We start from the raw sequence: 22,169 nt of genomic DNA on the forward strand, positions 1-22,169 counted from the left end.
TGAAAACTTTGTGCATATAGATATCAACTTTATGTATGGAATTATAACAATTATTTTGGTATATTCAAGTTATGAAAAATAAATTTTATGCTGATGAAAGGAATACTTATGTTAAAGTCAGAATTAAAATTACCAAAGTATTATGAAGACCCCTCTGTTCTTCACACAGGCTGTGAAGACAACCGCAGTTATTATCTTCCCTTTGCTCCCGGTGAAGCCGTTAAGAGCTCCCGCGTGAATTCTTTGAACGGAGATTGGGATTTCCGCTATTATAATAATCCTTTTGAACTGGAGGATTTTACACAGGCTGGCTATGAATACAAAAATTATGATTCCATTCCTGTCCCAAGCTGTATACAAATGCATGGTTATGACCGTCACCAGTATACCAACGTTAATTTCCCCTTTCCTTATGATCCCCCTTTTGTTCCCCAGGAGAATCCCACCAGCGTATACCATCGTTGCTTTGAAATAGAGCAGATTTCAGGTGAGACAAAGTATTATCTGAACTTTGAAGGTGTTGACTCCTGCTTTTATGTATATATCAACGGCAATCTGGCAGGTTACAGTCAGGTATCTCATTCTACCAGTGAATTTGATATAACCTCCTATCTTAAAATGGGGGAGAATGATTTAACCGTTGTGGTATTAAAGTGGTGTGATGGAAGTTATCTGGAGGATCAGGATAAATTCCGTATGACAGGAATCTTCCGCGATGTTTACCTTATCACCCGTCCGGTTAACCACATTCGTGATTATTTTGTAAAGACTTTGTTAACGGATAATTACACCAAAGCAGAGATTAATGTGGACTTTGAGTTCAGCGGTGAGGCCGTACCGGTAACAGGCACCTTAACCGATGCTTCCGGTAAAGTAGTTGCTGCTGAAACTGTAAAAGGTTCTAAACTTGTAATTAAATTGGAAGATCCGTCTCTTTGGAGTGCGGAATCCCCTTACCTCTACACCTTGACCATCAACACACCGGAGGAAGTGATTTATCAAAAAGTAGGCATCCGTTCAATAGAAGTTGTGGATGATATAATTCTTATTAACGGTGTTAAGGTTAAATTCAAAGGTGTTAACCGTCATGACAGCGATCCTGTAACGGGCTATACCATCAGCAAAGAGCAGGCTATAAAAGATTTGAGACTAATGAAGGAAGCCAACATCAACGCCATCCGTACCAGCCATTATCCCAATGCACCCTGGTTTAACGAGTTATGCAGCGTATATGGATTCTATGTAGTCGGAGAAAGCGATTTGGAAGCCCACGGTGCTACCAGCTATTATGGAGCCAGTTGGTCAGATACCTATGGCGATCTGGTACAGCGCGAAATATTTGCAGCAGGAATTTTAGACCGTAACCAGAGAAATGTTATCCGTGATAAGAACAATGCCAGTGTGGTAATGTGGTCCATGGGAAATGAAGCGGGCTACAGCAAGGCCCTTGAAGATACCGGTCGTTGGATAAGAGAGTACGATCCTACCAGACTTGTACATTATGAAGGCAGCATTCACCAGACCGGCGGACATATAAATGATACCTCCATGCTGGATGTATACAGCACCATGTATGCTTCCGTGCCAGGCATTGAGGAATATCTTAAATCCAATCCAAAGCCGTATATGCTTTGTGAATTTGTTCATGCAATGGGTAATGGCCCCGGAGACATGGAGGACTATTTTGAATGCATTTACGCTCATGACCGTTTTGTGGGCGGATTCGTATGGGAATGGTGTGACCATGCAATTTATCGTGGTATTACAAAAGACGGACGCAAGATATTCCATTATGGCGGAGATTCCGGTGAATACCCGCATGACGGTAATTTCTGTGTAGACGGTATGGTATCTCCTGATCGTATCCCTCACCCGGCACTGGCAGAATACAAAAATGTAATTCGTCCGGTACGCGGAGTACTGTTAAACAAAGAAGACGCTACAATTGAACTTGAAAACAAATTGGATTTTACCAATTTAAAAGATTACTTAAAGGTAGAAGCAGAACTTTTGGTAAATGGAGTAACAAAAGAGGTATATCAGCTTGGAGCATTGGATGTGCCTCCTCATGGTAAGATTACCCTTAAGCTTCCTGTTGATAAGAGCCTTTTTGGCAAGGAGAGCGTTACCGTTAAGCTGAACTACCTTCAGACAATAGAACTTCCCCTGACTGCAATAGGCCATAAGCTGGGATTTGACCAGCTGTTCTTACAGGAAAGCACACTTCCTCTGAGCAAGACTACTGGTGAGACTGCAAGCAAAGAAAATAAGGTTCAGGTAGAAGAGAATGGTACAAAAATAGTAGTAAACGGAGCAAACTTCAGCTATCGTTTTAATAAGCTGTATGGGAGCTTTGAATCCATGGTTGTAAATAACCACACAGTATTGGAGAAACCGCTGGAATATAATATTTGGCGTGCACCTGCCGACAATGACCGCAATATTCGTAATTCCTGGGAGAGAGCCCGTTATGATAGAGCCTTCCCCCGTGTATATGAAACCCGCGTATCCCAGGAAAACGGTGTAACAGCTATTTACTGCAAGCTGGCAATTACAGCAATTCAGATTCAGCATATACTGGATCTTCAGGTAACCTGGTACATTAGTGCAGAAGGTACGGTAACCGTAGAGATAAATGGTAAGAGAAACAAGGAGCTTCCATTCCTTCCACGTTTTGGTCTGCGCTTCTTCCTGCCCAAGGAATATGATAAAGTCAATTATCTAGGTTATGGACCTGGTGAAAGTTATATTGATAAACGCCGTTCCTCCTGGTTTGGCAGATTTGAGCAGGAAATCTCTGATATGCATATAGATTATATCAAACCACAGGAGAACGGAAGTCATTATGGCTGTGAAGAGTTAACCATAGTATCTTCTTATGGACAAAACCTTCATATTACTGCACATACTCCATTTTCCTTCCAGGCAGGACGCTATACACAGGAAGAATTAGCAGAAAAAGCGCATAATTATGAGCTTGAAACAGCAGACAGTACTATACTCTGCGTGGATTATAAGATGAGTGGTGTAGGTTCAAATTCCTGTGGACCGGCACTTGCAGAGAAATATCAGTTAGTGGAAGAGGAAATTTCCTTTAAAGCCACCTTGTATTTTGAATAATTTTATATTAAGTTAGCTTTTCCTCCCATAAAAATAGAACATCCAAACCGACACAAGCAGTTTTCAGAAACATCCAGGTGGAACTGCAAAGAAGCGGAAACAGCCGAAAATTATCGGAGGTTTCCGCTTCTTTCATAAATCAGGCCTGTGCTATGATTTTCATTACGTCATCTCTATGTTCTGAAGAAGAGAATACCAGTACCTGATCAGGCTTTTTCTTTTCCGAACCACGGTAGTAAAAATATATTGGAAAAAGGTCAAATATAGTTTTAACACCCTTTGGTCTAAACTGTAATTGGTAATGCTCGTTACTGAGTTCAATGTGGTCAACATCTTTTAATCTGACCAAACAGGTATTTTCAAAGGAATAATTTTTAAAAAGATAATCCTTGGTAATATAGACCCATTCTTCATACCTCTTGTCTCTGACATGTTTAATTTTTATAACGGAGGCATCAACCATCTGAGCAGCGAAAGCAGCTTCTTCCCCCGGTGTTGTAAGTTGGGAACGCAGTTCTTTTTTTATAAATTTGATATACCTCTTAGAAGTATCCCGAAGGATGAATGGCAGATAGATTACTTCACAGATCACTCCGATAATAACACCATATTTAATATTTTTAATACCAAGACTTAAATCATACGATGAGCTTAAGTAACCTATAAGGAACAAAACAGCGACACTGCATGGAAAAGCAAAGAGCATCTGCAGAGCAAGACGTTTCCTTTCCTTTGACATGTTTATTATGGCGGAAGCCTTTTCTGCCTCCAGCCATTGGTTTAAATTATTATCCATAAAATACTCCTTATAAAATTTTCCATAAGTATAAAGCATTGGAAGATAAATGTCAAATTTTAATAAATTTTGTCACTATCAAAGCATACTATAACCTATCACTTTAAAAAAAATAAAAATGATATCCCTTTTTCTAACCTGTTCAACACTTGACAGTGCAATATGAGTCATATAAAATAATAAATAGTCAAAGTATACGGAAGGAAAGGTTACGACACCAATAAAATCTAGATTTTTACAGCTCTATGTTGGGCTGCTGATTTGTTTCAAAAATCAGAAAAGGAATATAATATAAATACATATATAGAATGCCAAAACCAGGAAGGGTATAAAAGTTCATGAACTTGAATAAGCAAAGAGCATTTATAATACATTTTATTTTTTTCTTAATTCTAACACTACTGCTGTATGTTGGGATTAAATATGTTTTTCCGCTGTTAATGCCTTTTGTTATTGGTATTGTAATAGCCATGTCATTTCGAAACCTGATTGACCTGATTGAGAAAAAGACGCATAGTAAGCGGGTATTTATTTCTATTCTGACACTGCTGGCTTTTTACAGCCTGCTGGGCTTTATTATTAGCCTTATTGGTGTAAAGATGGTCAATTTCGTAAGCTCTCTATTTTATAATCTCCCCACACTCTACAAAGAAACACTGCTTCCTGCTTTAAATACGGTAACAGACAATATGATAGAGAAGTATCCGAGTACAAGAACCTATCTGGATAATTTTATGAGTAATATCGATCAATCGGTATTTACGTATCTCTCCCAGATATCCACGAAGGTTGTATCAATGGCAACTGGTTTTGCTGGAATGTTACCCACCCTTTTAATAAAATTTATATTTACGATAGTATCCTCTTTCTTTTTTACAATTGATTATTATAAGATAACCCGTTTTATTGTTCGCCAGTTCAAGCCTGAGCATCAGAAGGTGATACTGAACTTAAAGGATAATGTAATAGGCTCTCTGGGTAATTTTATAAAAGCTTATACAGCGATTATCTCTATTACTTTTGCTGAGTTGTCAATAGGTTTCTGGATTCTTGGAATACCTAGCCCTTTTCTTTTTGGTCTGCTGGTAGCAATCATAGATATCATGCCTATTCTTGGTACCGGTGCAGTGCTTCTGCCCTGGTCAGTCATTGCCTTTATAATCGGGAATACGAAGGTTGGTATGGGAATGCTGATATTATACATTTTCATTACAGTGGTAAGACAAATACTTGAGCCAAAGATAGTAGGTCAGCAGATCGGATTATATCCCATAGTAACACTGGTACTAATGTATGTCGGTGCCCAGTTGATGGGAGTGTTAGGACTTCTGATTTTACCAATAATGGCCACTATTCTTATCAAACTGAATAAAGAAGGCAGTATACACCTGTTTAAGATATAAGTGTTGTAAAAGGAAGTACATCAAAGTGGGATGTACTTCTTTTTTTTATATCTTTAACTTTTGCTGTTTATGTGAAGACATATTTATATAGTCCGAGTTTGTTATAAAGGAGTCGAGTTATAGCAATAAACAGTAAAGATAAAGAGATATAGACTGAAAATGCTAGAGTGTTTCCAGTTTTTTATGTGCCAACTCATTGTCCGAAAGTCCTGAATGTTATTACATATGTAAATTCTACTAAATAAAAGGCATAATGTGATATGTTTATAGCTATAACTGACAAGAAAAAAGTAAAAATATATTATACAGTTATTAACAATAATTATATTGTTTTCTAACTATATAGTTTACTTACTATGTGCAATTTAAAAGATAAAGTTATTTGCAATGAGATTGGACAACCAATAGATTTGCTAACTTTATGAAAAACAATTGAGCGCAAGGCATTTATGTATACCCACATCGTAATAAGCATATCCGAAGAGTATGTTAAAAAATATAATAGTTACATGGCTAAAAAACTCCTATCAATTTTTAACACATAACGAGCAAGGTATCTGTTATCCATTAGATAAGACTGCTATTTTAATACATCGTTTAGGATACACTGCAACACATGAAAAAGAATGGAAGAGAACAGAAAATATAGCATATCTATATAACTAAAGTTTTATAGGAGGTTATTATGAAACAATTATTGAAAAACTTGGTTTTTCTAGAAAAATTGTCTAAGAAAATATGTCCATATTATTATTATAGTAAAACTTTGGATGAAATAATACAAATTGCAACAACAAGTATTTACATTTTTATGCCAAAACGTATTATAGATTCTATGCTCCGAGGTGATGCATGGAATACTGTATTACGAGAGATTTTATTCTTTATTACTGCTATCTCTATTACAAAAATAATAGATTTGGCAACTCGTACTTATAGAAATGTTAATACCAACAGGGCAGATGTTGATACAGTTAAACATTATTCTGGAATTTGTTCGGAATTGGATTATGAAAAGTTTGAAAGCGCTGAAGTTAGAGATTTGATAGAAGTAATTATGTATAGAGTAAGGGGAACAGTAGTGGTAGATTTCTATGTGAAAATAACCTCTACGTTCATTCAGGTTATACTGTTTTCTGCATTATTATATACACTTAATCCCTTGTTTCTTCTGGTTTTATTTATAATTGCATTAATAAGAATTTTTATAAAAAGTAAGATAAATAATATTGAAAGTGATACAATACCTGATTTTAAAAAGAATGGACGCCATTTTAGATATATAGATAATTCACTGGTAAATTTTTTATTTGCTAAAGAAATACGAATCAATAATGTAGATAAGTTGTTTGAGAAAAAATATGAAGACAATATAAGAGAAAGATACGATTTAAATACAACTTATAATAAGCGAATATTTAAAGCAAATTCTATGAAACTTTCAGCGGATGCATTAGAAATGCTGGCGCTATATGGATATGCTGGATATAAATCGTTTATAGAAGAAATAACTTTGGGAAGCTTTACAATGTATATAACAACTGTAAATTACTTTACTAATGCAATATCTAATCTGATAAATCTGTTGTTAGATTTAATTCATACACTCGATTATGTAAAAAAATATAATGAACTAACAGAAATGATACATCATGAAACTAGAGAGAAAATAGATATAACAAAATTTCCAAGTGAACCTTATCTTTTTGAATTTAGTAATGTCAGTTTTAAATATCCTCATACAGAAAAGCTGGTATTAAAGAATATCAATTTAATAATTAAACCAGGAGAAAAATTATCTATTGTTGGTGAAAATGGTACAGGTAAGACAACATTTATTAAATTAATTTGTAGGATATATGTACCAACCAGTGGAAAAATACTCTTAAATGGTATAGATATACAAACATTGGAACAAAAGGATTATGCTTGTATTATAGCAGCTGTTTTTCAGGATTTCAAACTCTTTTCATTTGATATAGAGGATAATATATTACTAAATATGCCAAAAGACGCAGCAAAACTTCAGAGTGTAATTAAAAAAGCTGATCTAGAGGATAAAATTAATAAGCTTTCGGATGGAGTCTATACATATATTGATAAAGAATTTGTAGAGGATGGTGTTGAGTTCTCAGGAGGGGAGCGCCAGAAGTTGGCACTAGCCAGAGCTTATTATAAGGATAGTCCAATGGTAATAATGGATGAACCAACGGCTTCTATGGATCCAGTTGCAGAATTAAATCTTTATAAAAGATTTAACGATATTATAGGAAAAAAGACAGTTATATTTATTTCTCATCGGCTTGCGTCTACAAAATTCTGCGATAAGGTTGTTGTATTAGCTAATGGCATGATTATTGAACAGGGGACTCATGATGAATTAATGCGCCAACAAGGAAATTATTATGAAATGTTCCACATGCAATCAAAACTTTATACAGGAGATAAGACTATTGGTTTTGAAGCCGAAATGGCAGAATTGGAGTAGAATGAAAAAATATTATTATAATTTGAGCAACGTTTTTTTTATGGTAAGACGAGTGTTTAAATTGGATAAATATTCGGTTTTAATTAAGTCATTACTATGTCTTACCCAGATTGTGCAGACGTTCATTCCTTTGCTTTTTGTTCGATGGATTTTAAATGAAATACAATTGAGAAGGAACTTGACTTATGTTTTAGAATTAGTAGGGATGTTCGTAATGTTTATGTTTTTATGTAATGTAATAAAGGAATTCTTTATGCGTATGGATGAACGTCAATCTGATACTATATATAGATTAGTGCGCAAAGACATTGCTAAGCTAGCGTCGAAGATCCCATACTATGAAGCTGAGAAACCAGAAACAAAAGATTTTATTAAAATGGTTCAGGACTCTGTTGATATTTCATTATTGTTACATATGATTTTTGACCTTCTAAGACAGATAATAACTTTAATTGGACTAGCAACAATTGTATTAACAATACATCCACTATTTATAGTTTTAATTACGTTTGTTTTAGTTTTACGTATAATATCTAATCAAGGAATGCGGATTTTATGGGAAAAATGGAGAAAAACTATCAATGTTGCTAATCGTAAAGTAAATTATATGGTGTCTGTAATGAATGATATCGGATATGGTAAAGAAATCAGAATAAATGGTTTACAGAAATGGTTCACTGATAAGATGTCTGAAGCAATTGAACACTATTTAAGGGAAATGGAAAATTATAACCATGAAATACAAAAAAAGAATTCCATTGTGGAAAGTGTTGTCATTATTCAAGAATGCATTATATATGTTGTACTTGCTTACAGAGTGGTAATGGACAAAATGTTGATAGGAGATTTTTCAATGTATCTTTCTGGTATATCATCATTCTCAAATTGTTTATCTGGAATTATTGATTCTATTTCCAATTTACTAAAAGAAGGACAATTTTTAGAGCAATATCGTATAATGGTAGAGAGGGAAAGACAAAGTAAAGTTACTCATTTAAACTCACAGGTAATCAATAGAGATAAGGCTATTACAATCTGTTTTGAACATGTTTCTTTTCATTATCCAAACAGTCAAAAATTAATTTTAGATGATATTAACTTTGAATTAAAATCAAATCAATCTCTTTCGATAGTTGGTTTAAATGGTGCAGGTAAGACAACGATAGTTAAATTAATCTGTAAATTATATAGGCCTACAAAAGGGAGAATTTTATTAAACAGTATTGAAATTAATGAAATTGAAGATTTAGAGTATAGAAAAATATTGGGAGTAGTATTTCAAGATTACCAACTTTTTGCATTCTCAGTTTTGGACAATGTTGCGCTTGTTCCGCCATATGATGAACAAAAGGCATGGAAAACATTGCAAATGAGTGGATTAGAAACGAAATTGAGGTCCCTTAATCGTGGAATACATACCTCAATGTCAAAAGAATTGGATATGTTCGGGGTTGAGTTTTCAGGAGGAGAGAGTCAGAGAGTTGAGTTAGCCAGGGTATTATACAAAGAAGCATCTATTATCATTTTAGATGAACCAACAGCATCATTAGATCCTATAAAGGAATACCAATTATATAATACAATGCACGAATTCACATTGGATAAATGTGTTATATTTATTTCACATAGACTGCCATCAACTAAATTTACAGATTATATTATGGTACTTAAAGATGGTCATATTATAGAATATGGAACATTTGGTGATTTGATGAAAGATACAAATGGTTACTTCTACAATATGTATAATTTGCAGTGCCAGCATTATTTGTAATATAAACACTTAGTGTATACGGAAGGCAGATAAACACTAAATGGATATTATTATTAAGAAACCGCTAAGCGGAATAAATTGAAGAGATTTGGGTAAGTCTTTATGCCCTCAAAAGGAGAGTTTCTGAAATGACAACTATTTATTTTATAAGGCACGCTCAGCCTGATTTTACGGTACAGGAGGATGCAGCCAGACCACTGACAGTTAAGGGGAGAGCAGATACTGCTTTGGTAACGGAGTATTTAAAGGATAAAGATATACTGGAAGTGTTATCCAGCCCTTTTCTAAGAGCAGTTGATACCGTGAAAGACTTTGCAGAGGGGATTGGTCTGTCCGTTAAAACGGTATATGATTTTAGAGAACGCAAAGTGGACAGCCTGTGGATTGAAGACTTTACAGCCTTTACAAAGAAGCAATGGGCTGACTTTGATTATAAATTAACCGATGGGGAAAGCCTGCGAGAAGTACAGGAGAGAAATATTAAGGCCCTTGAAGATGTCTTGCTTGCAAATGATGGAAAAAACATAGCAATCGGAACCCATGGAACTGCCTTGAGCACCATATTAAATTATTATGATAACACATATGGATATGAGGATTTTGACCGCATGAGAAGTCTGATGCCCTGGGTTGTAAGAATGCAGTTTGAGGGCACAAAATGTATAGATATCATGAAGATAAACATTCTGCAGGGAGAAATTTAAGAATTATATACATAAAACCTTATTTTAAATAGATTAGCTTATTTTTGGGTAGCCATGTTGACTAAATGTACTTATACTCCTTCTGGCATCAGCGGCTTTCTGAAATCTGTTAATCTTTGTCACCGGTGGGAGTTATTGAACCCTGCCTGCGGAAATACTCCTTGGGAGGTCAGCTGTCGTTGAGATAGTAGGAGGAGTGGCGATTGAACTTATTGTTAAACTGACTTATATTGACAGAATAGCTTGACAGAGGTAGTTTGACAGTATATTGTGGATGAAAAGCATTATTACATACAGAAAGTTAAAATCATAGTCAGCATGGGAGGTTAGCAGATGGAAGGAGCATTGGTATTTCAAAAAGGCAACAAGGAAGAGGTGCAGGAAATATTTGAGGTGTTTTCAGAAGGCATCAAAGAAATGATTGCCAATGGTATCTATCAATGGGATGAAGTATATCCAACTATGGAGGATCTTGAGAATGACCTTGAGAACGAAGAACTGTATGTCGGTAAAGCGGAAGGAGACATCGGAGTTGTATTTGTGCTGAATCAAGACTTTGATGACCAGTACCAAAACGGTAAATGGGTTCTTAAAACAGAGGACTTTATGGTAATCCACCGTTTATGTGTACACCCTAAATTCCAAAACCAGGGTTTGGGTAAAAAGACTTTGCTGCATATTGAAGAAATACTAAAATCCCAGGGGATTAAATCCATTCGTCTGGATGCCTATACTTTAAATCCCTTTGCATTAAGAATGTATAATTCTCTGGGATATTCAGTGGTTGGTGAAGCGAATTGGAGAAAGGGTAAATTTTACCTGATGGAGAAGATCCTGAATGATAAGGGAGAGAACCAGGGTTTAACTTAACCAGTGGTTGATAAGAATCCGCCTGACCGGTTATTGTAGCTTTTTTGACCGGGAGCTATAATGAATCTGACCGGTCAAGGAGGAAAGAAGATGAATTTAGGAAAGAAGATTAAAAACTTAAGACTACGTAAATCTGTTACCCAGGAGGCATTGGCAGAGCATCTGCATATATCCGCCCAGGCTATCAGTAAATGGGAGAATGATGTAACCACTCCTGATATCCAGATACTACCTGCCTTGTCTGCTTTTTTTGGCGTTACGATCGATGAGCTCTTTGAGGTGGCGGCAGAAACCCACCTGGAGCGGATTGAGAACATGATAATAGCAGAAAGAATCCTTACCAAAGTGGATTACGATTATGCCGAACGTTACTTAAAAGATACCCTGGAAGATAACAGGCATAAAGCTAAATGTCTTCAGTTGCTGGCTGAGCTTTATAACCATGAGGCAGATGTGTACAGAAGCCAGGCAGAATATTATGCCAAAGCTGCACTGGAAGAAAACCCTGACTCAAAGGATAATCACGTTTCCTTAATGAAAGCCCAGCAGGGAACGGCAAAAGACTGGAACTATGTCAATCATCATAATAGGATAACCTATTACCAGCAATTTATAAAAACAAATCCGGGTTATCCCAGAGGGTATATGTATCTGTTGGATGAACTGATTGCAGACGGAAGGCTTATGGAAGCTAAGACTGTCTTAAAAGATATGCAGAAGGTCAGGGATGATGTCAGAGTCCCTATGTATGAAGGTGAACTTCTTTGGGCAGAAGGAAAGCAGGAAGAGGCTTTTATAATCTGGAAGGACATGGCAGAAAAGGATGCCGGGAATTGGCTGGTATATGCTTACCTGGCGGACCGCTGTGCAGGTACTGCTCGTTACGAAGAAGCGATTGCGTATAACAAAAAGGCTTTTGAATTGCAGCCGTCGCCTAAATATGTGGATGCGGCGGAATGTATGGCTCATATCTACGAAATTCTTGGTAATTACCCGGAGGCAGTAAGAGCCTGGGAAGAATATATAAGGGTGCTTGATACAGAATGGAATTGCGTTGAAGGAGAATCTGTTGACAGACCCAAAAGAGAAATTGCAAGATTAAAGGAATTAGCAGAAGTTTAGAATAAAAGGGGCAGCTGTTTATTGAGTTGACACCTGTAAGTTAGGGGAAAGAATCTAATTTATAGGAGGTTACATCATACAGCGGTCCCTTTTTCGCATTCAATATTAAGAAGTACGAACATGGGAGATGCATTGTATCACTATGAAAACCTACGAATTTGATTTATAATAGATGCACTTGCAACGCGGTATAATAAAACAGGAAAAATAAGTATAATAGGAAAGATTAAGCGGAGGTAGATTAAGATGCCAAGAAAAGTAGTTCTATTCATTGCTGAAAGTCTGGACGGATATATCGCCACCAAAGAAGATGATCTTGAATGGCTGATTAACACGGAAGGGGAAGGGGATAATGGCTATTCAGAATTCTACGATACCATTGATACGATTATTATGGGTAGAAGAACCTATGACTGGATTCTAAATCATGAAGGCAATAACTTTCCCTATGTAGGAAAGCAATGTTATGTACTGTCAGAATCCAGACAGGGAAAAGATAAAAATGTTGTGTATGTAAATGGTAACATCACAGAATTCATACAGAAATTAAAGCAGGAGGAAGGAAAGGATATCTGGATAGTAGGCGGAGGCAGCATGCTCCATGAATTTATCGAGAAAAGGCTTGTGGATGAATGGATTATTACAGTTACTCCCACTATTCTGGGGGACGGCATACCGTTGTTTCAGAAACAAGATTTTAGAACAAAGCTACGTTTAAAAGGCGCCAGAACCTTTAATCAGTTTACAGAACTTCATTATGAAACAGAGTTTTAATAATTTATCATGAGTATGAGGTTCTCTGCATTAAGCCTGTATAACTGTTAGATGAGGCTGTTATATATTGGATGTAAAGAGGTAAGAAGCCTCCTGGGTTTTCTGTAATGCACTGCCTGAAAGACACCCTGCCGATTATGTGTGCTATAATCGAACAAAATTGTTCGCTTTTAGCAATATTAATTGGCAAGGTGTCTTTTTTGTTTTAAAGTATTGACAAAATTTCTTTGAGGTGATATGGTTATACACACAAGTATATAACCATATCACTGTATAACGAGAAAGGGAGGTTTTTCGTGAACACAACCTTTGATAACAATAAACCGATATTTATACAAATCCGAGAAAAAATAGAAGATCAAATCGTAAATAATCAATTAAAGGAGGAAGAGCAGGCACCCTCCACCAATCAGTTAGTGAGCTTTTATAAAATTAATCATGCAACGGTAGCAAAAGGAGTAAATCAACTGGTAGAGGAAGGGATACTTTATAAAAAAAGGGGAATTGGCATGTTTGTTGCTGCAGGAGCGAAAGAAAAACTCATGAACAAGAGAAAAGAAGTATTTGTAGATGACTATATAGTACCTTTGGTGCAGGAAGCTTTAAAGCTCGGAATATCCGAGGGAGAAATAACAGAGATGATTAATAGGATAGGGAGGATGGCTAAATGACATTTCAGATAGAAGTAAAAAATGTATCACTTAAGTATAAGAAATTTAAAGCCTTAAAGGACATTTCCTTTCAACTTGAGGATCAGAAGATATATGGACTTATCGGCAGAAATGGTGCCGGTAAAACTTCCCTGTTATCAATACTTGCAGGGTTAAGGGAAGCCACAGAGGGAGTAGTTACCGTTTCGGGAGAACCTCTATTTGAAAATGCAGAGGTGATGGAGCAGATTCGGCTAATCTATCAGAATGATTACAAGGATGAGTATCGTAAGGTTGAGCAGTTAATCAAGGCTTCAGCAAAATTCAGCCCGAACTTTGACAGAGAGTATGCAAAGACCTTGATCAAGGTCTTTAAACTGCCGAAGAACAGAGCGGCGAATAAGCTATCCAAAGGGATGCAGTCCGTACTGGATGTTATCATTGGATTGGCAAGCCGTGCACCCATAACCATCTTTGATGAAGCTTATCTTGGAATGGATGCGCCTACCAGAGTAACCTTTTATAAAGAGCTGCTGGAAGAGCAGGTAAGACATCCAAGGATTATTATCTTATCCACTCATCTGGTATCGGAAATGGATTATCTGTTTGATGAAGTACTGATACTTAAGAATGGCTCCTTGCTTCTTCAGGAAGAATATGAAACCCTGACCTCAAAGGGAGTTACCATAACCGGTGGTATGAAAGAGGTGGATGAATTTGTTCAGGGAAGACGAATATTGGGCTCAGAACAGTTGGGAGGGACAAAAGCCGTAAGGCTTTATGAAGAGGAGCTGGAGCAGTTAGAGGCAAAAGCGCATGAAAAGGGATTAGATGTCGGACCGATTTCTCTGCAGGATTTATTTATCTATCTAACGGAGGATGAGGCAGAGAATTTATAATATAAACTAACATTGAAAGGTATAGGTGTTTTATGAAATCAAAATCAAGAACATGGAGTGTATTTAAAGATATTTATGAATCATATTTTAAGTACACCATATGGTTTATTATTGCTATTATAATAATGCATTTTGGTATGTCGGTATTATCCTTTAGAGGTGCAGCGGCCGCAGCTGCTCTAAGGGACGGAGTGGAAAGATATAATCTGTATATTACCTCTTACAGCGCTTCAGGTGCTTTTATGCTAATTATCGGAATCGTAACAGGATTTATACAAATGCCTTTTTATGTGACACATGGAGTGACAAGAAAAGATTACTTCCGTGGTAATGTGCTTGCAACCTTGGCGCTTGCCTTCACCCTGGCACTTGTTTTCAGTGTAGGTTCGGAGGTAGGAAAGGTGATTTTCTTGCAGTTTGGATATTCTTTTAAGGAAGAGATTCTTATACCCGGGCTGAGCAATAACTGGCTGCTATTGTTCTTTTTATATGGTATAAATATATTTGCTTACTCCTTAATGGGCTGGCTGATTAATATTGGATTTTACCGTTATCATGCATTCATTGGTATAGGCTTTATTGTTGTTGCGTTAGCAGCATTAGCTCTTCACGGATTGGTGTGGATAAACGGATGGTTTTCTATCTTTAGCGATGATTTTAAAGGTATCCTTGCAGACAACTCCCTTTATCTTTCAGTTATCGGAACGATAGGTCTAATAGCAGTTTTATTAGGCTTGATCCGAATGCTTACCAGGAAGGTACCTATAAAGATCTAAGGCGAATTAATAATAGATCAGATACTTTTCGTTCCTCAAATACGGGATACCTTTGTAATTTAGGAACTCAGTTTGACGGGATAAAATATTAATAAAATACAATTTTAGGAGGAAATGCTATGACATTTGTATACCTGATGAAGAATCAGAACCAGCTTAAGAAAGAACTGGTGGAACAGCATGTGGAACATTTAAAGCAGCTAAAAAAAGAAGGAAGGCTGATACTCTGCGGGCCTTTTGGGGATTATCCCGGAGGAATGGTAGTATTTTCAGCACAGGATAAAGAAGAGGCTGACCGTATAGCACAGTCAGATCCCTTTGTTTCCTCCGGCTGTAAGACCTATGAGCTGAGAACAATGGAAATAGCGGATGAAGCGAATAACTATCTGCTGTAGAAGCGGAATTTATGTGGGGCTGTTGCAAAATAAATGTTAAGCGGTAAAAAGCCAGGAGGTCTCTTTCCGCGACATTGTTTTAAATGCAACGTCCCCATTTTTATATTCTTTTGAGTTTCTTTAGATAATTATTATAAATACGTAAGGTAATCGAAAGAACTATTTCAAGTATATATGGTAAAATATTCATGTTTTTGACATTAGGGATACGGTGATTACCTGTATCGAAAGGAGATATGAAAGTGAAGAAGAAAGTACTATCCGGTATTATGGCTATAATTTTATTGATGATGACAGTATTAAACGTGCCGATAGGGGAGGCCTATGCAGCAGAAGCAGGCAAAAAAGAGGATACGACAGGCTTTCAATATGAGTCAGGGGATGCTGATATTTCTGTTAAAGTAATGGAAATGCTGGGAGTGATAAATGTAAATACATCGGGAAGCTGGGGAGAGACAAAAGGAGTGACCCGTGGAGAATATGCGAAAATGCTGGTAAGCCTTTCAAGCTATGCTGGAAAGGTAAGCAGTAATACCAATGCAAGAATTTTTGTAGATGTATCACCCAAAAACCAATATGCCGGGTATATCAAATTAGCCGTCAGCAAAGGCTGGATGAGCGGCTACCTTGGAGGTAAGTTTAAGCCTGAGAAACTGGTGACCTTGGAGGAAGCTATAAATGGAGCAGTTATGCTGCTGGGTTACACGAAGGAGGACTTTGAAGGGAACCTTTCTGATGCCAAATACGGACTTTACCTGGATAAGGATTTAAACAGCAATATAAGTCTCAAACGAAGCAGCTCCATGAAGCGGAAGGACTGTATAAACTTATTCTATAATCTGTTAAAGTCAAAAAATAAAGAGGGCAGCCTTTACGGGGAACTTTTTGGTTATTCTTTGGATAGCCGGGGAGAAATTGATTACGATAAAAAAGTGAATGAATCTTTAAAAGGACCTTTCTTTGTAAGTGCAAACTGGGTGAAATCCATTCCTTTTCAGGTAGGGACACAGAGGCTATATAAGAACAATAAGAAATGCAGCAAATCTGACATTAAGGCTGGCGACCTGATATATTATTCTATCACCTTAAAGACGATATGGGCATTTGATGCGAATAGCAACATCGGATATAAGGCTCTTCTTGATAATACCAGAAAGGGACCCTACCTATACGGCGGCAGCTGGAAAGAGAAAATACCTTTTTCCGCAGGTACAGCCAGTATTTATAAGAATGATAAAAAGGCAGCTGTATCTGATATAACCAATTACGATATCTTGTATTATTCCAAAGAAGCAAAGATAATCTGGGCCTATGATGAAAAAGGAGAGGTGGATTATCTAGGCATTCTGAATCAGTATAAAAAGGGGCCGTATATCCTAAAAGACAGCTCTTTGTCTAATCTGCCTCAGAGTGTTCAGAATGCCAGAATTTATAAAAACGGTAAATTAAGCGAAAAAGGCAGGCTGGAGTCCTATGATGTGGTTTATTATTCAGAAGAATTAAAGACCATCTGGGCCTATAATAATAAGATTTACGGAACATATGAGGAAGCAAAACCCAATCAGGTTGCCCCTGCTGAAATCGTAGTTGGCGGAGTTACCTATAAGATTGGCAGCCAGGCTTTGGGTTATGAGCTATCCGCCCAGGGAAGTATCCGAGAGGGAATGAGAGTCGTACTTCTTTTAGGAGATGATGGAACGGTAGCAGGAATCCTTCCTGCAACAGACCTTCAGTCTGTAATAGCGGGTTATGTTATTAAGACCGGTATACATATGTCGAAGGACAGTACAGGTAACGCTGATTTAATCAATTATATCCGAATTGTAGATACCAGCGGCACAGAACAGGAATATGATACAAAACTGGCGAATTATGTGGTGGGAGATATTGTAGAAGTAAACTATGTAAACGGTGAACCAGTGGTATCAAAAGCAGCATCCGGCAGACTGGAAGGCAGGGTAAGCAGTGACGGTACCAGTGTTTCCGGCAGGATAATAACGGCCAATGCCAATATACTTGATGTAGCAAAGGGAAGTTATACGAAGGTAAGCCCAAACAAACTCAGCGGTGCCGAATTAACCAGCCAGAATGTGCTGTATTACGGAGTAAATAAATCCGGTGAGATCACGGATATGATACTGTTAAATGCCACGGGAGACCTCTTTCAGTATGGAATACTGCTTTCTTTTACGGTAATGGATCAGATGAATACAGGTAATGGAAATTTACAGTTATCCGGCACCTATACCTATGATCTTGGTGGAAATAAATATACCACAGAAGCACAGGAGATAAGCTTTAACGAAACAGCAGGACCTAAGGGATTTCTCATTAGTAATGGTGAGATCAAGTTCCTTAAGACCCTTTATAAGGTTGGGGTTACTTCCATCGATAGAAATCAGGTAAGGGGAGGCGAGTCTGTATATCCTATCTCTGATAAGGCAGCAATATATGTTTACAGTGATAACAATTATTATCCCGCCAAGCTTTCCGACATCTCAAATCTGAAGAAATACAATGTTGAAGCCTATACAGATAAGATTAACCAGGAAGACGGCGTTATCAGGGTTATTGTTGCAACCAAGAAATAGCATTGCCGGAACAGGCAGATAGGAGACTAAATGACACAACAGGAAGTAAGCAGTGTAAAGCCTAAGCGCAAGATAAATCTAAAGAATATAAAGTGGAAAAAAATTATTAAATATACGGTTATCCTACTTATAATTGCAGTGATTGCGGGAAAGGTCCTGGACTTATTAAAGCCTGCCGGCAATCAGGCACAAATGTCAGTACAGACAGCAGCAGTTATCAAAGGTAATGTAGAAAGCATGCTAAGCGGGAAAGGAACCATTGAACCACTGGATAAATACGAGGTCAATGCTCTTGTAAAAGGAGAAGTGCTGGAGGCCCCTTTTGAGGAAGGCGATAGGGTGAAAAAAGGAGATCTTCTATACCAGATAAGCACCAAAGACGTGGAAAACAGTATAGAATCCGCAAACCTAACCGTTGAGAAAGCAAAAAGGAACTACGATGACTCCATGACAAAGTTAGGTGACCTGGAGCAGACAGCCAAAATCTCAGGTTATGTTAAGAAGCTCTATGTGAAAGCTGGCGACAATATCCAGGCCGGAGCAAATATTGCGGACATCTATAACAGCGACTATATGTATCTTGATGTACCTTTTCTCTCAGCACTGGTAAAAGAAAGCCTGATTGGAAAGCAGGCAGTTATAACCATGGACACAACACTGGAGCAGCTAAAGGGAAAAGTGACCGCAGTCAGTGACATGGAGGAGACCATAGCCGGTAATATAGCTACCAGGAAAGTAACCATAAAGGTAAAGAATCCGGGTGGTATTGCAGCCGGAGCACTGGCTCTGGCAAGCATTGGAACGGAGCCGTGTGCTGCAAACGGTACCTTTAGAGCAAGTGTTGAACAGACCATAACAGCAGAGGGTTCCGGAAAGATAAGCGCTTTAAAGCTTACTGAAGGCAGGTATATGGAAAGCGGCAGCATAATCTATACCCTGGCCGCAAAGGATATGAACAACGCAATTGAGGACAGTAAGCTTTCGCTGAAGGAAGCGGAGCTGGCTCTTAAGAATCAGAAGAATCAGTTAGAGAATTACAGCATTCAATCCCCGATATCCGGTCAGGTAATCCTTAAAAATAAAAAGAAGGGAGATACCATAGATCCGGGAACTGACAGCAGCAAAGGAGCGCTGGCCATAGTCTATGATCTTTCTGCCATGACCTTTCGTATGAATATTGATGAGCTGCAGATCAGGAATATCTCTGTGGGCCAGGTAGTCAGAATCACCGCGGATGCCCTGCCCGGAGAAGAAATTAAAGGCAGAGTAGAGAAAATCGGATTGAACAGTACCACCAACAACGGTGTAACCACTTATCCTGTTACCATCCGCATTGATAATACCGGAAATTTACTTCCTGGAATGAATGTAACCGGTAAAATCATAACTGCTAAGTCAGATAATGCGCTTATGGTACCCACGGGAGCTGTGATGCGTGACAATATCGTATATGTAAAGACTGCAGAGAAGGATACCAAAACAGAGGGTACAGGTATTAAAGACAGCGGGGCCGTGGATTCGGAGGGGATACCTGCCGGTTTTAAGGAGGTAAAGGTAGAGGTTGGAATCAGCAACGGCACCTATGTAGAAATCAAATCCGGTCTGAAGGAGGGAGATGAAGTATATATTCCCTTTGTGGATACCAGTGGAATCGGTGGCGGCGATATGGGCTATTACGATGAAGTTACTGTGACGGAATAGGAGGAGACATGAGTACTGAGCCCTTAATTGAAATGATAGAGATAGAGAAGGTATATAATATGGGTGATACCCAGGTCAGGGCCAATGATGGCATCAGTCTTAAGATATATCAGGGAGAATTCGTTGCCATTGTCGGTAAGTCCGGAAGTGGTAAATCTACTTTAATGAATATCATTGGTGCCCTGGATACTCCCACCAGCGGAAAGTATATTCTGAAAGGGCAGGATGTTAGTAAAATGAAAGGGGACTATCTGGCAGAAATACGAAATAAAATGATAGGATTTGTATTTCAGCAATATAATCTGCTGCCGAAGCAGAACCTGCTGGAGAACGTCTCGCTTCCCCTGCTGTATGCCGGCTTAGGTGAAGGAAAACGAAAGAAAAGGGCATTGGAGGTACTTGAGAAGGTAGGCATTGGCGATAAGTGGAGAAACCTGCCCAATCAGCTATCCGGTGGACAGCAGCAGAGGGTATCCATCGCCAGAGCCCTGGCAGGCAATCCCTCCTTAATTCTTGCCGATGAACCCACCGGTGCCCTGGATTCACGTACCAGCAGAGAAGTACTTGATTTGTTGAAAGACTTAAACCATGAAGGAAATACCATTGTTCTGATAACCCATGACAATTCCATAGCAGCAGAGGCTCAAAGGGTCATCAGGATCATAGACGGGAAGGTATCCTTTGATGGGAGGGTAGAAAAATATAAAAGTATTCTAAAGGAAAGTGAGGAAGAGCATGGGTCTGATACAGGTATTTAAGCTATCATGGAGCAGTATCGTAAGCAATAAAATGCGGTCCTTCCTCACCATGCTTGGTATGATTATCGGTGTTGCTTCGGTTATTATCATGGTCAGCCTGATGGAAGGAATGACAAGGGAGATGAAAGACTCCTTTGGCTCAATGGGCGTGAATAATGTTACGGTCACCCTCATTGGAAGGAATGGAGATGTAATACTGACCGAAGAAGACATGTATGAATATGCCAAAGAGCATAAGGACACGATAAAGGCAGTGGTACCAAATGTTGCCTTTCAGACTACTGTAAAAGGTGCAGCGGACAAGATGGAAGGAGCTCAGATTACGGGAGTTGATGAAAAGTATGCGGGTCTCAATGATAAGACGGTAGAAAAAGGCAGTTTTATCAATTACATGGATATAACCAACATGGAAAAGACCTGTGTAATCGGCAGTTATGTGGACTTAAAGGTATTTGGCCAGAAAGCAAAGGTTGGCGATACGATTAAAATCGGCGGAGAAGCCTACACCATAAAGGGAATCTTAAAAGAAACTGCAAATAATGTGGAGTGGTCCGATGACAATTGTATTTACATACCTTACACCACCGGTGCAAGACAGGCGGGGATCGGAAGCATCAGCAGCTATTCCCTGGTGGCAAAGGATACCAAGGTGGTGGAGAAGGTAACCTCAGATATTAATGATTACCTGTATAATATTTATCATGATAAGAAGTTTTATTCCGCTACCAACCTGATAAATATGCTAAATGAGATAAACCTTCAGCTGGGTATGATGACGGCGCTCCTTGCGGGTATTGCTGGAATATCCCTGCTGGTAGCGGGTATCGGTATAATGAACATCATGTTAGTATCCGTAACCGAAAGAACCAGAGAGATTGGCATCAGGAAATCTCTGGGGGCTAAGAAAAGAGATATCATGCGCCAGTTTGTAATGGAAGCCGGTACTACAAGTGGAATAGGCGGAACAGTAGGTATCCTTTTAGGTGCCTTTGCAAGTATTGAAATCGGTAAGGCCATAGGCTTTAATGCAACCCCGACCTTGTCAGTAGTGCTAATTTCCTTTGGTATCTCAGCCGGAATCGGAATCATATTCGGATATCTGCCTGCAAATAAGGCAGCAAAACTAAATCCCATTGAAGCCTTAAGAAGTGAATAAAATTGGTAATCTAAAGATTCATAGAGGCCTAAGAAGTGAATAAAGCGGAAATCTAAAGAATCATAGAGGCCTAAGAAGTGAATAAAAGCGGAAATCTAATGTATCATAGAGGCTTTAAGAAGTGAATATAGGCGAATAGCTAAAGTCCATGGAAGCAAAGCTTACGCAGAAGATATATAGATAAACAGACGC

At 38.1% G+C, this 22,169-nt stretch carries 17 protein-coding genes; 16 read left to right on the forward strand and 1 reads right to left on the reverse strand.

All coding sequences use genetic code 11. The features are described from left to right. Positions 1-108 precede the first annotated feature (108 nt). On the forward strand, positions 109-3,120 hold the full coding sequence (locus R2R35_RS13740; protein ID WP_317730395.1) for a glycoside hydrolase family 2 TIM barrel-domain containing protein: 3,012 nt from the start codon (positions 109-111) through the stop codon (positions 3,118-3,120). Positions 3,121-3,259: 139 nt separating this feature from the next. Here the strand turns inward: R2R35_RS13740 and R2R35_RS13745 are convergent, their stop codons facing one another. Further along, complete coding sequence (locus tag R2R35_RS13745; RefSeq protein ID WP_317730396.1) at positions 3,260-3,916, reverse strand: hypothetical protein; 657 nt, start codon at positions 3,914-3,916, stop codon at positions 3,260-3,262. 338 nt (positions 3,917-4,254) lie between these two features. Between R2R35_RS13745 and ytvI the strand changes: the two genes are divergently transcribed. The 15 genes from ytvI (at position 4,255) to R2R35_RS13820 (ending at position 21,977) form a co-directional block, all read left to right on the forward strand. Further along, a complete protein-coding gene (ytvI, locus tag R2R35_RS13750) occupies positions 4,255-5,319 on the forward strand; it encodes a sporulation integral membrane protein YtvI (RefSeq protein ID WP_317730397.1) in 1,065 nt (354 codons plus the stop codon). A gap of 685 nt (positions 5,320-6,004) precedes the next feature. Beyond that, entirely contained in the window at positions 6,005-7,807 is a 1,803-nt protein-coding gene (locus tag R2R35_RS13755; RefSeq protein WP_317730398.1) for an ABC transporter ATP-binding protein, read from the forward strand. 253 nt (positions 7,808-8,060) lie between these two features. After that, a complete protein-coding gene (locus R2R35_RS13760) occupies positions 8,061-9,581 on the forward strand; it encodes an ABC transporter ATP-binding protein (protein ID WP_317730399.1) in 1,521 nt (506 codons plus the stop codon). A gap of 128 nt (positions 9,582-9,709) precedes the next feature. Continuing rightward, positions 9,710-10,285 (forward strand): histidine phosphatase family protein, encoded by a 576-nt coding sequence (locus R2R35_RS13765; RefSeq protein ID WP_317730400.1) that lies wholly within the window; start codon positions 9,710-9,712, stop codon positions 10,283-10,285. Positions 10,286-10,618: 333 nt separating this feature from the next. After that, a complete protein-coding gene (locus R2R35_RS13770; RefSeq protein WP_317730401.1) occupies positions 10,619-11,155 on the forward strand; it encodes a GNAT family N-acetyltransferase in 537 nt (178 codons plus the stop codon). Positions 11,156-11,245: 90 nt separating this feature from the next. Further along, positions 11,246-12,277 carry a helix-turn-helix domain-containing protein gene (locus R2R35_RS13775; RefSeq protein WP_317730402.1) on the forward strand — a complete coding sequence of 344 codons (1,032 nt, stop codon included), beginning with the start codon at positions 11,246-11,248 and terminating at the stop codon, positions 12,275-12,277. 246 nt (positions 12,278-12,523) lie between these two features. After that, complete coding sequence (locus R2R35_RS13780; RefSeq protein ID WP_317730403.1) at positions 12,524-13,051, forward strand: dihydrofolate reductase family protein; 528 nt, start codon at positions 12,524-12,526, stop codon at positions 13,049-13,051. A gap of 296 nt (positions 13,052-13,347) precedes the next feature. Beyond that, on the forward strand, positions 13,348-13,722 hold the full coding sequence (locus tag R2R35_RS13785; protein WP_317730404.1) for a GntR family transcriptional regulator: 375 nt from the start codon (positions 13,348-13,350) through the stop codon (positions 13,720-13,722). Beyond that, the gene (locus R2R35_RS13790; RefSeq protein WP_317730405.1) at positions 13,719-14,600 is read left to right on the forward strand and encodes an ABC transporter ATP-binding protein; all 882 of its coding nucleotides are present in this window, start codon (positions 13,719-13,721) and stop codon (positions 14,598-14,600) included. The genes R2R35_RS13785 and R2R35_RS13790 overlap by 4 nt, the downstream gene beginning before the upstream one ends. Positions 14,601-14,632: 32 nt before the next feature. Further along, positions 14,633-15,376 (forward strand): hypothetical protein, encoded by a 744-nt coding sequence (locus tag R2R35_RS13795; RefSeq protein WP_317730406.1) that lies wholly within the window; start codon positions 14,633-14,635, stop codon positions 15,374-15,376. Positions 15,377-15,495: 119 nt separating this feature from the next. Further along, positions 15,496-15,771, forward strand: coding sequence for a YciI family protein (locus R2R35_RS13800; protein WP_317730407.1), 276 nt, complete (start codon positions 15,496-15,498; stop codon positions 15,769-15,771). 242 nt (positions 15,772-16,013) lie between these two features. Further along, positions 16,014-18,362, forward strand: coding sequence for an S-layer homology domain-containing protein (locus R2R35_RS13805; protein ID WP_317730408.1), 2,349 nt, complete (start codon positions 16,014-16,016; stop codon positions 18,360-18,362). A gap of 30 nt (positions 18,363-18,392) precedes the next feature. Further along, positions 18,393-20,063 (forward strand): efflux RND transporter periplasmic adaptor subunit, encoded by a 1,671-nt coding sequence (locus tag R2R35_RS13810; protein WP_317730409.1) that lies wholly within the window; start codon positions 18,393-18,395, stop codon positions 20,061-20,063. Positions 20,064-20,071: 8 nt separating this feature from the next. Then, a complete protein-coding gene (locus tag R2R35_RS13815; RefSeq protein WP_317730410.1) occupies positions 20,072-20,821 on the forward strand; it encodes an ABC transporter ATP-binding protein in 750 nt (249 codons plus the stop codon). After that, on the forward strand, positions 20,799-21,977 hold the full coding sequence (locus tag R2R35_RS13820; protein ID WP_317730411.1) for an ABC transporter permease: 1,179 nt from the start codon (positions 20,799-20,801) through the stop codon (positions 21,975-21,977). Before R2R35_RS13815 ends, R2R35_RS13820 begins: the two co-directional genes overlap by 23 nt. Positions 21,978-22,169 lie beyond the last annotated feature (192 nt).

This window comes from Anaerocolumna sp. AGMB13020 (assembly GCF_033100115.1).
GTDB lineage: Bacteria > Bacillota > Clostridia > Lachnospirales > Lachnospiraceae > Anaerocolumna.

Excerpts from the sequence above, each read along its gene's own strand:
- R2R35_RS13740 (WP_317730395.1), top strand. The coding sequence starts at position 109 with ATGTTAAAGTCAGAATTAAAATTACCAAAGTATTATGAAGACCCCTCT.
- R2R35_RS13745 (WP_317730396.1), bottom strand. The coding sequence starts at position 3,916 with ATGGATAATAATTTAAACCAATGGCTGGAGGCAGAAAAGGCTTCCGCC.
- ytvI (WP_317730397.1), top strand. The coding sequence starts at position 4,255 with ATGAACTTGAATAAGCAAAGAGCATTTATAATACATTTTATTTTTTTC.
- R2R35_RS13755 (WP_317730398.1), top strand. The coding sequence starts at position 6,005 with ATGAAACAATTATTGAAAAACTTGGTTTTTCTAGAAAAATTGTCTAAG.
- R2R35_RS13760 (WP_317730399.1), top strand. The coding sequence starts at position 8,061 with ATGCGTATGGATGAACGTCAATCTGATACTATATATAGATTAGTGCGC.
- R2R35_RS13765 (WP_317730400.1), top strand. The coding sequence starts at position 9,710 with ATGACAACTATTTATTTTATAAGGCACGCTCAGCCTGATTTTACGGTA.
- R2R35_RS13770 (WP_317730401.1), top strand. The coding sequence starts at position 10,619 with ATGGAAGGAGCATTGGTATTTCAAAAAGGCAACAAGGAAGAGGTGCAG.
- R2R35_RS13775 (WP_317730402.1), top strand. The coding sequence starts at position 11,246 with ATGAATTTAGGAAAGAAGATTAAAAACTTAAGACTACGTAAATCTGTT.
- R2R35_RS13780 (WP_317730403.1), top strand. The coding sequence starts at position 12,524 with ATGCCAAGAAAAGTAGTTCTATTCATTGCTGAAAGTCTGGACGGATAT.
- R2R35_RS13790 (WP_317730405.1), top strand. The coding sequence starts at position 13,719 with ATGACATTTCAGATAGAAGTAAAAAATGTATCACTTAAGTATAAGAAA.
- R2R35_RS13795 (WP_317730406.1), top strand. The coding sequence starts at position 14,633 with ATGAAATCAAAATCAAGAACATGGAGTGTATTTAAAGATATTTATGAA.
- R2R35_RS13800 (WP_317730407.1), top strand. The coding sequence starts at position 15,496 with ATGACATTTGTATACCTGATGAAGAATCAGAACCAGCTTAAGAAAGAA.
- R2R35_RS13810 (WP_317730409.1), top strand. The coding sequence starts at position 18,393 with ATGACACAACAGGAAGTAAGCAGTGTAAAGCCTAAGCGCAAGATAAAT.
- R2R35_RS13815 (WP_317730410.1), top strand. The coding sequence starts at position 20,072 with ATGAGTACTGAGCCCTTAATTGAAATGATAGAGATAGAGAAGGTATAT.
- R2R35_RS13820 (WP_317730411.1), top strand. The coding sequence starts at position 20,799 with ATGGGTCTGATACAGGTATTTAAGCTATCATGGAGCAGTATCGTAAGC.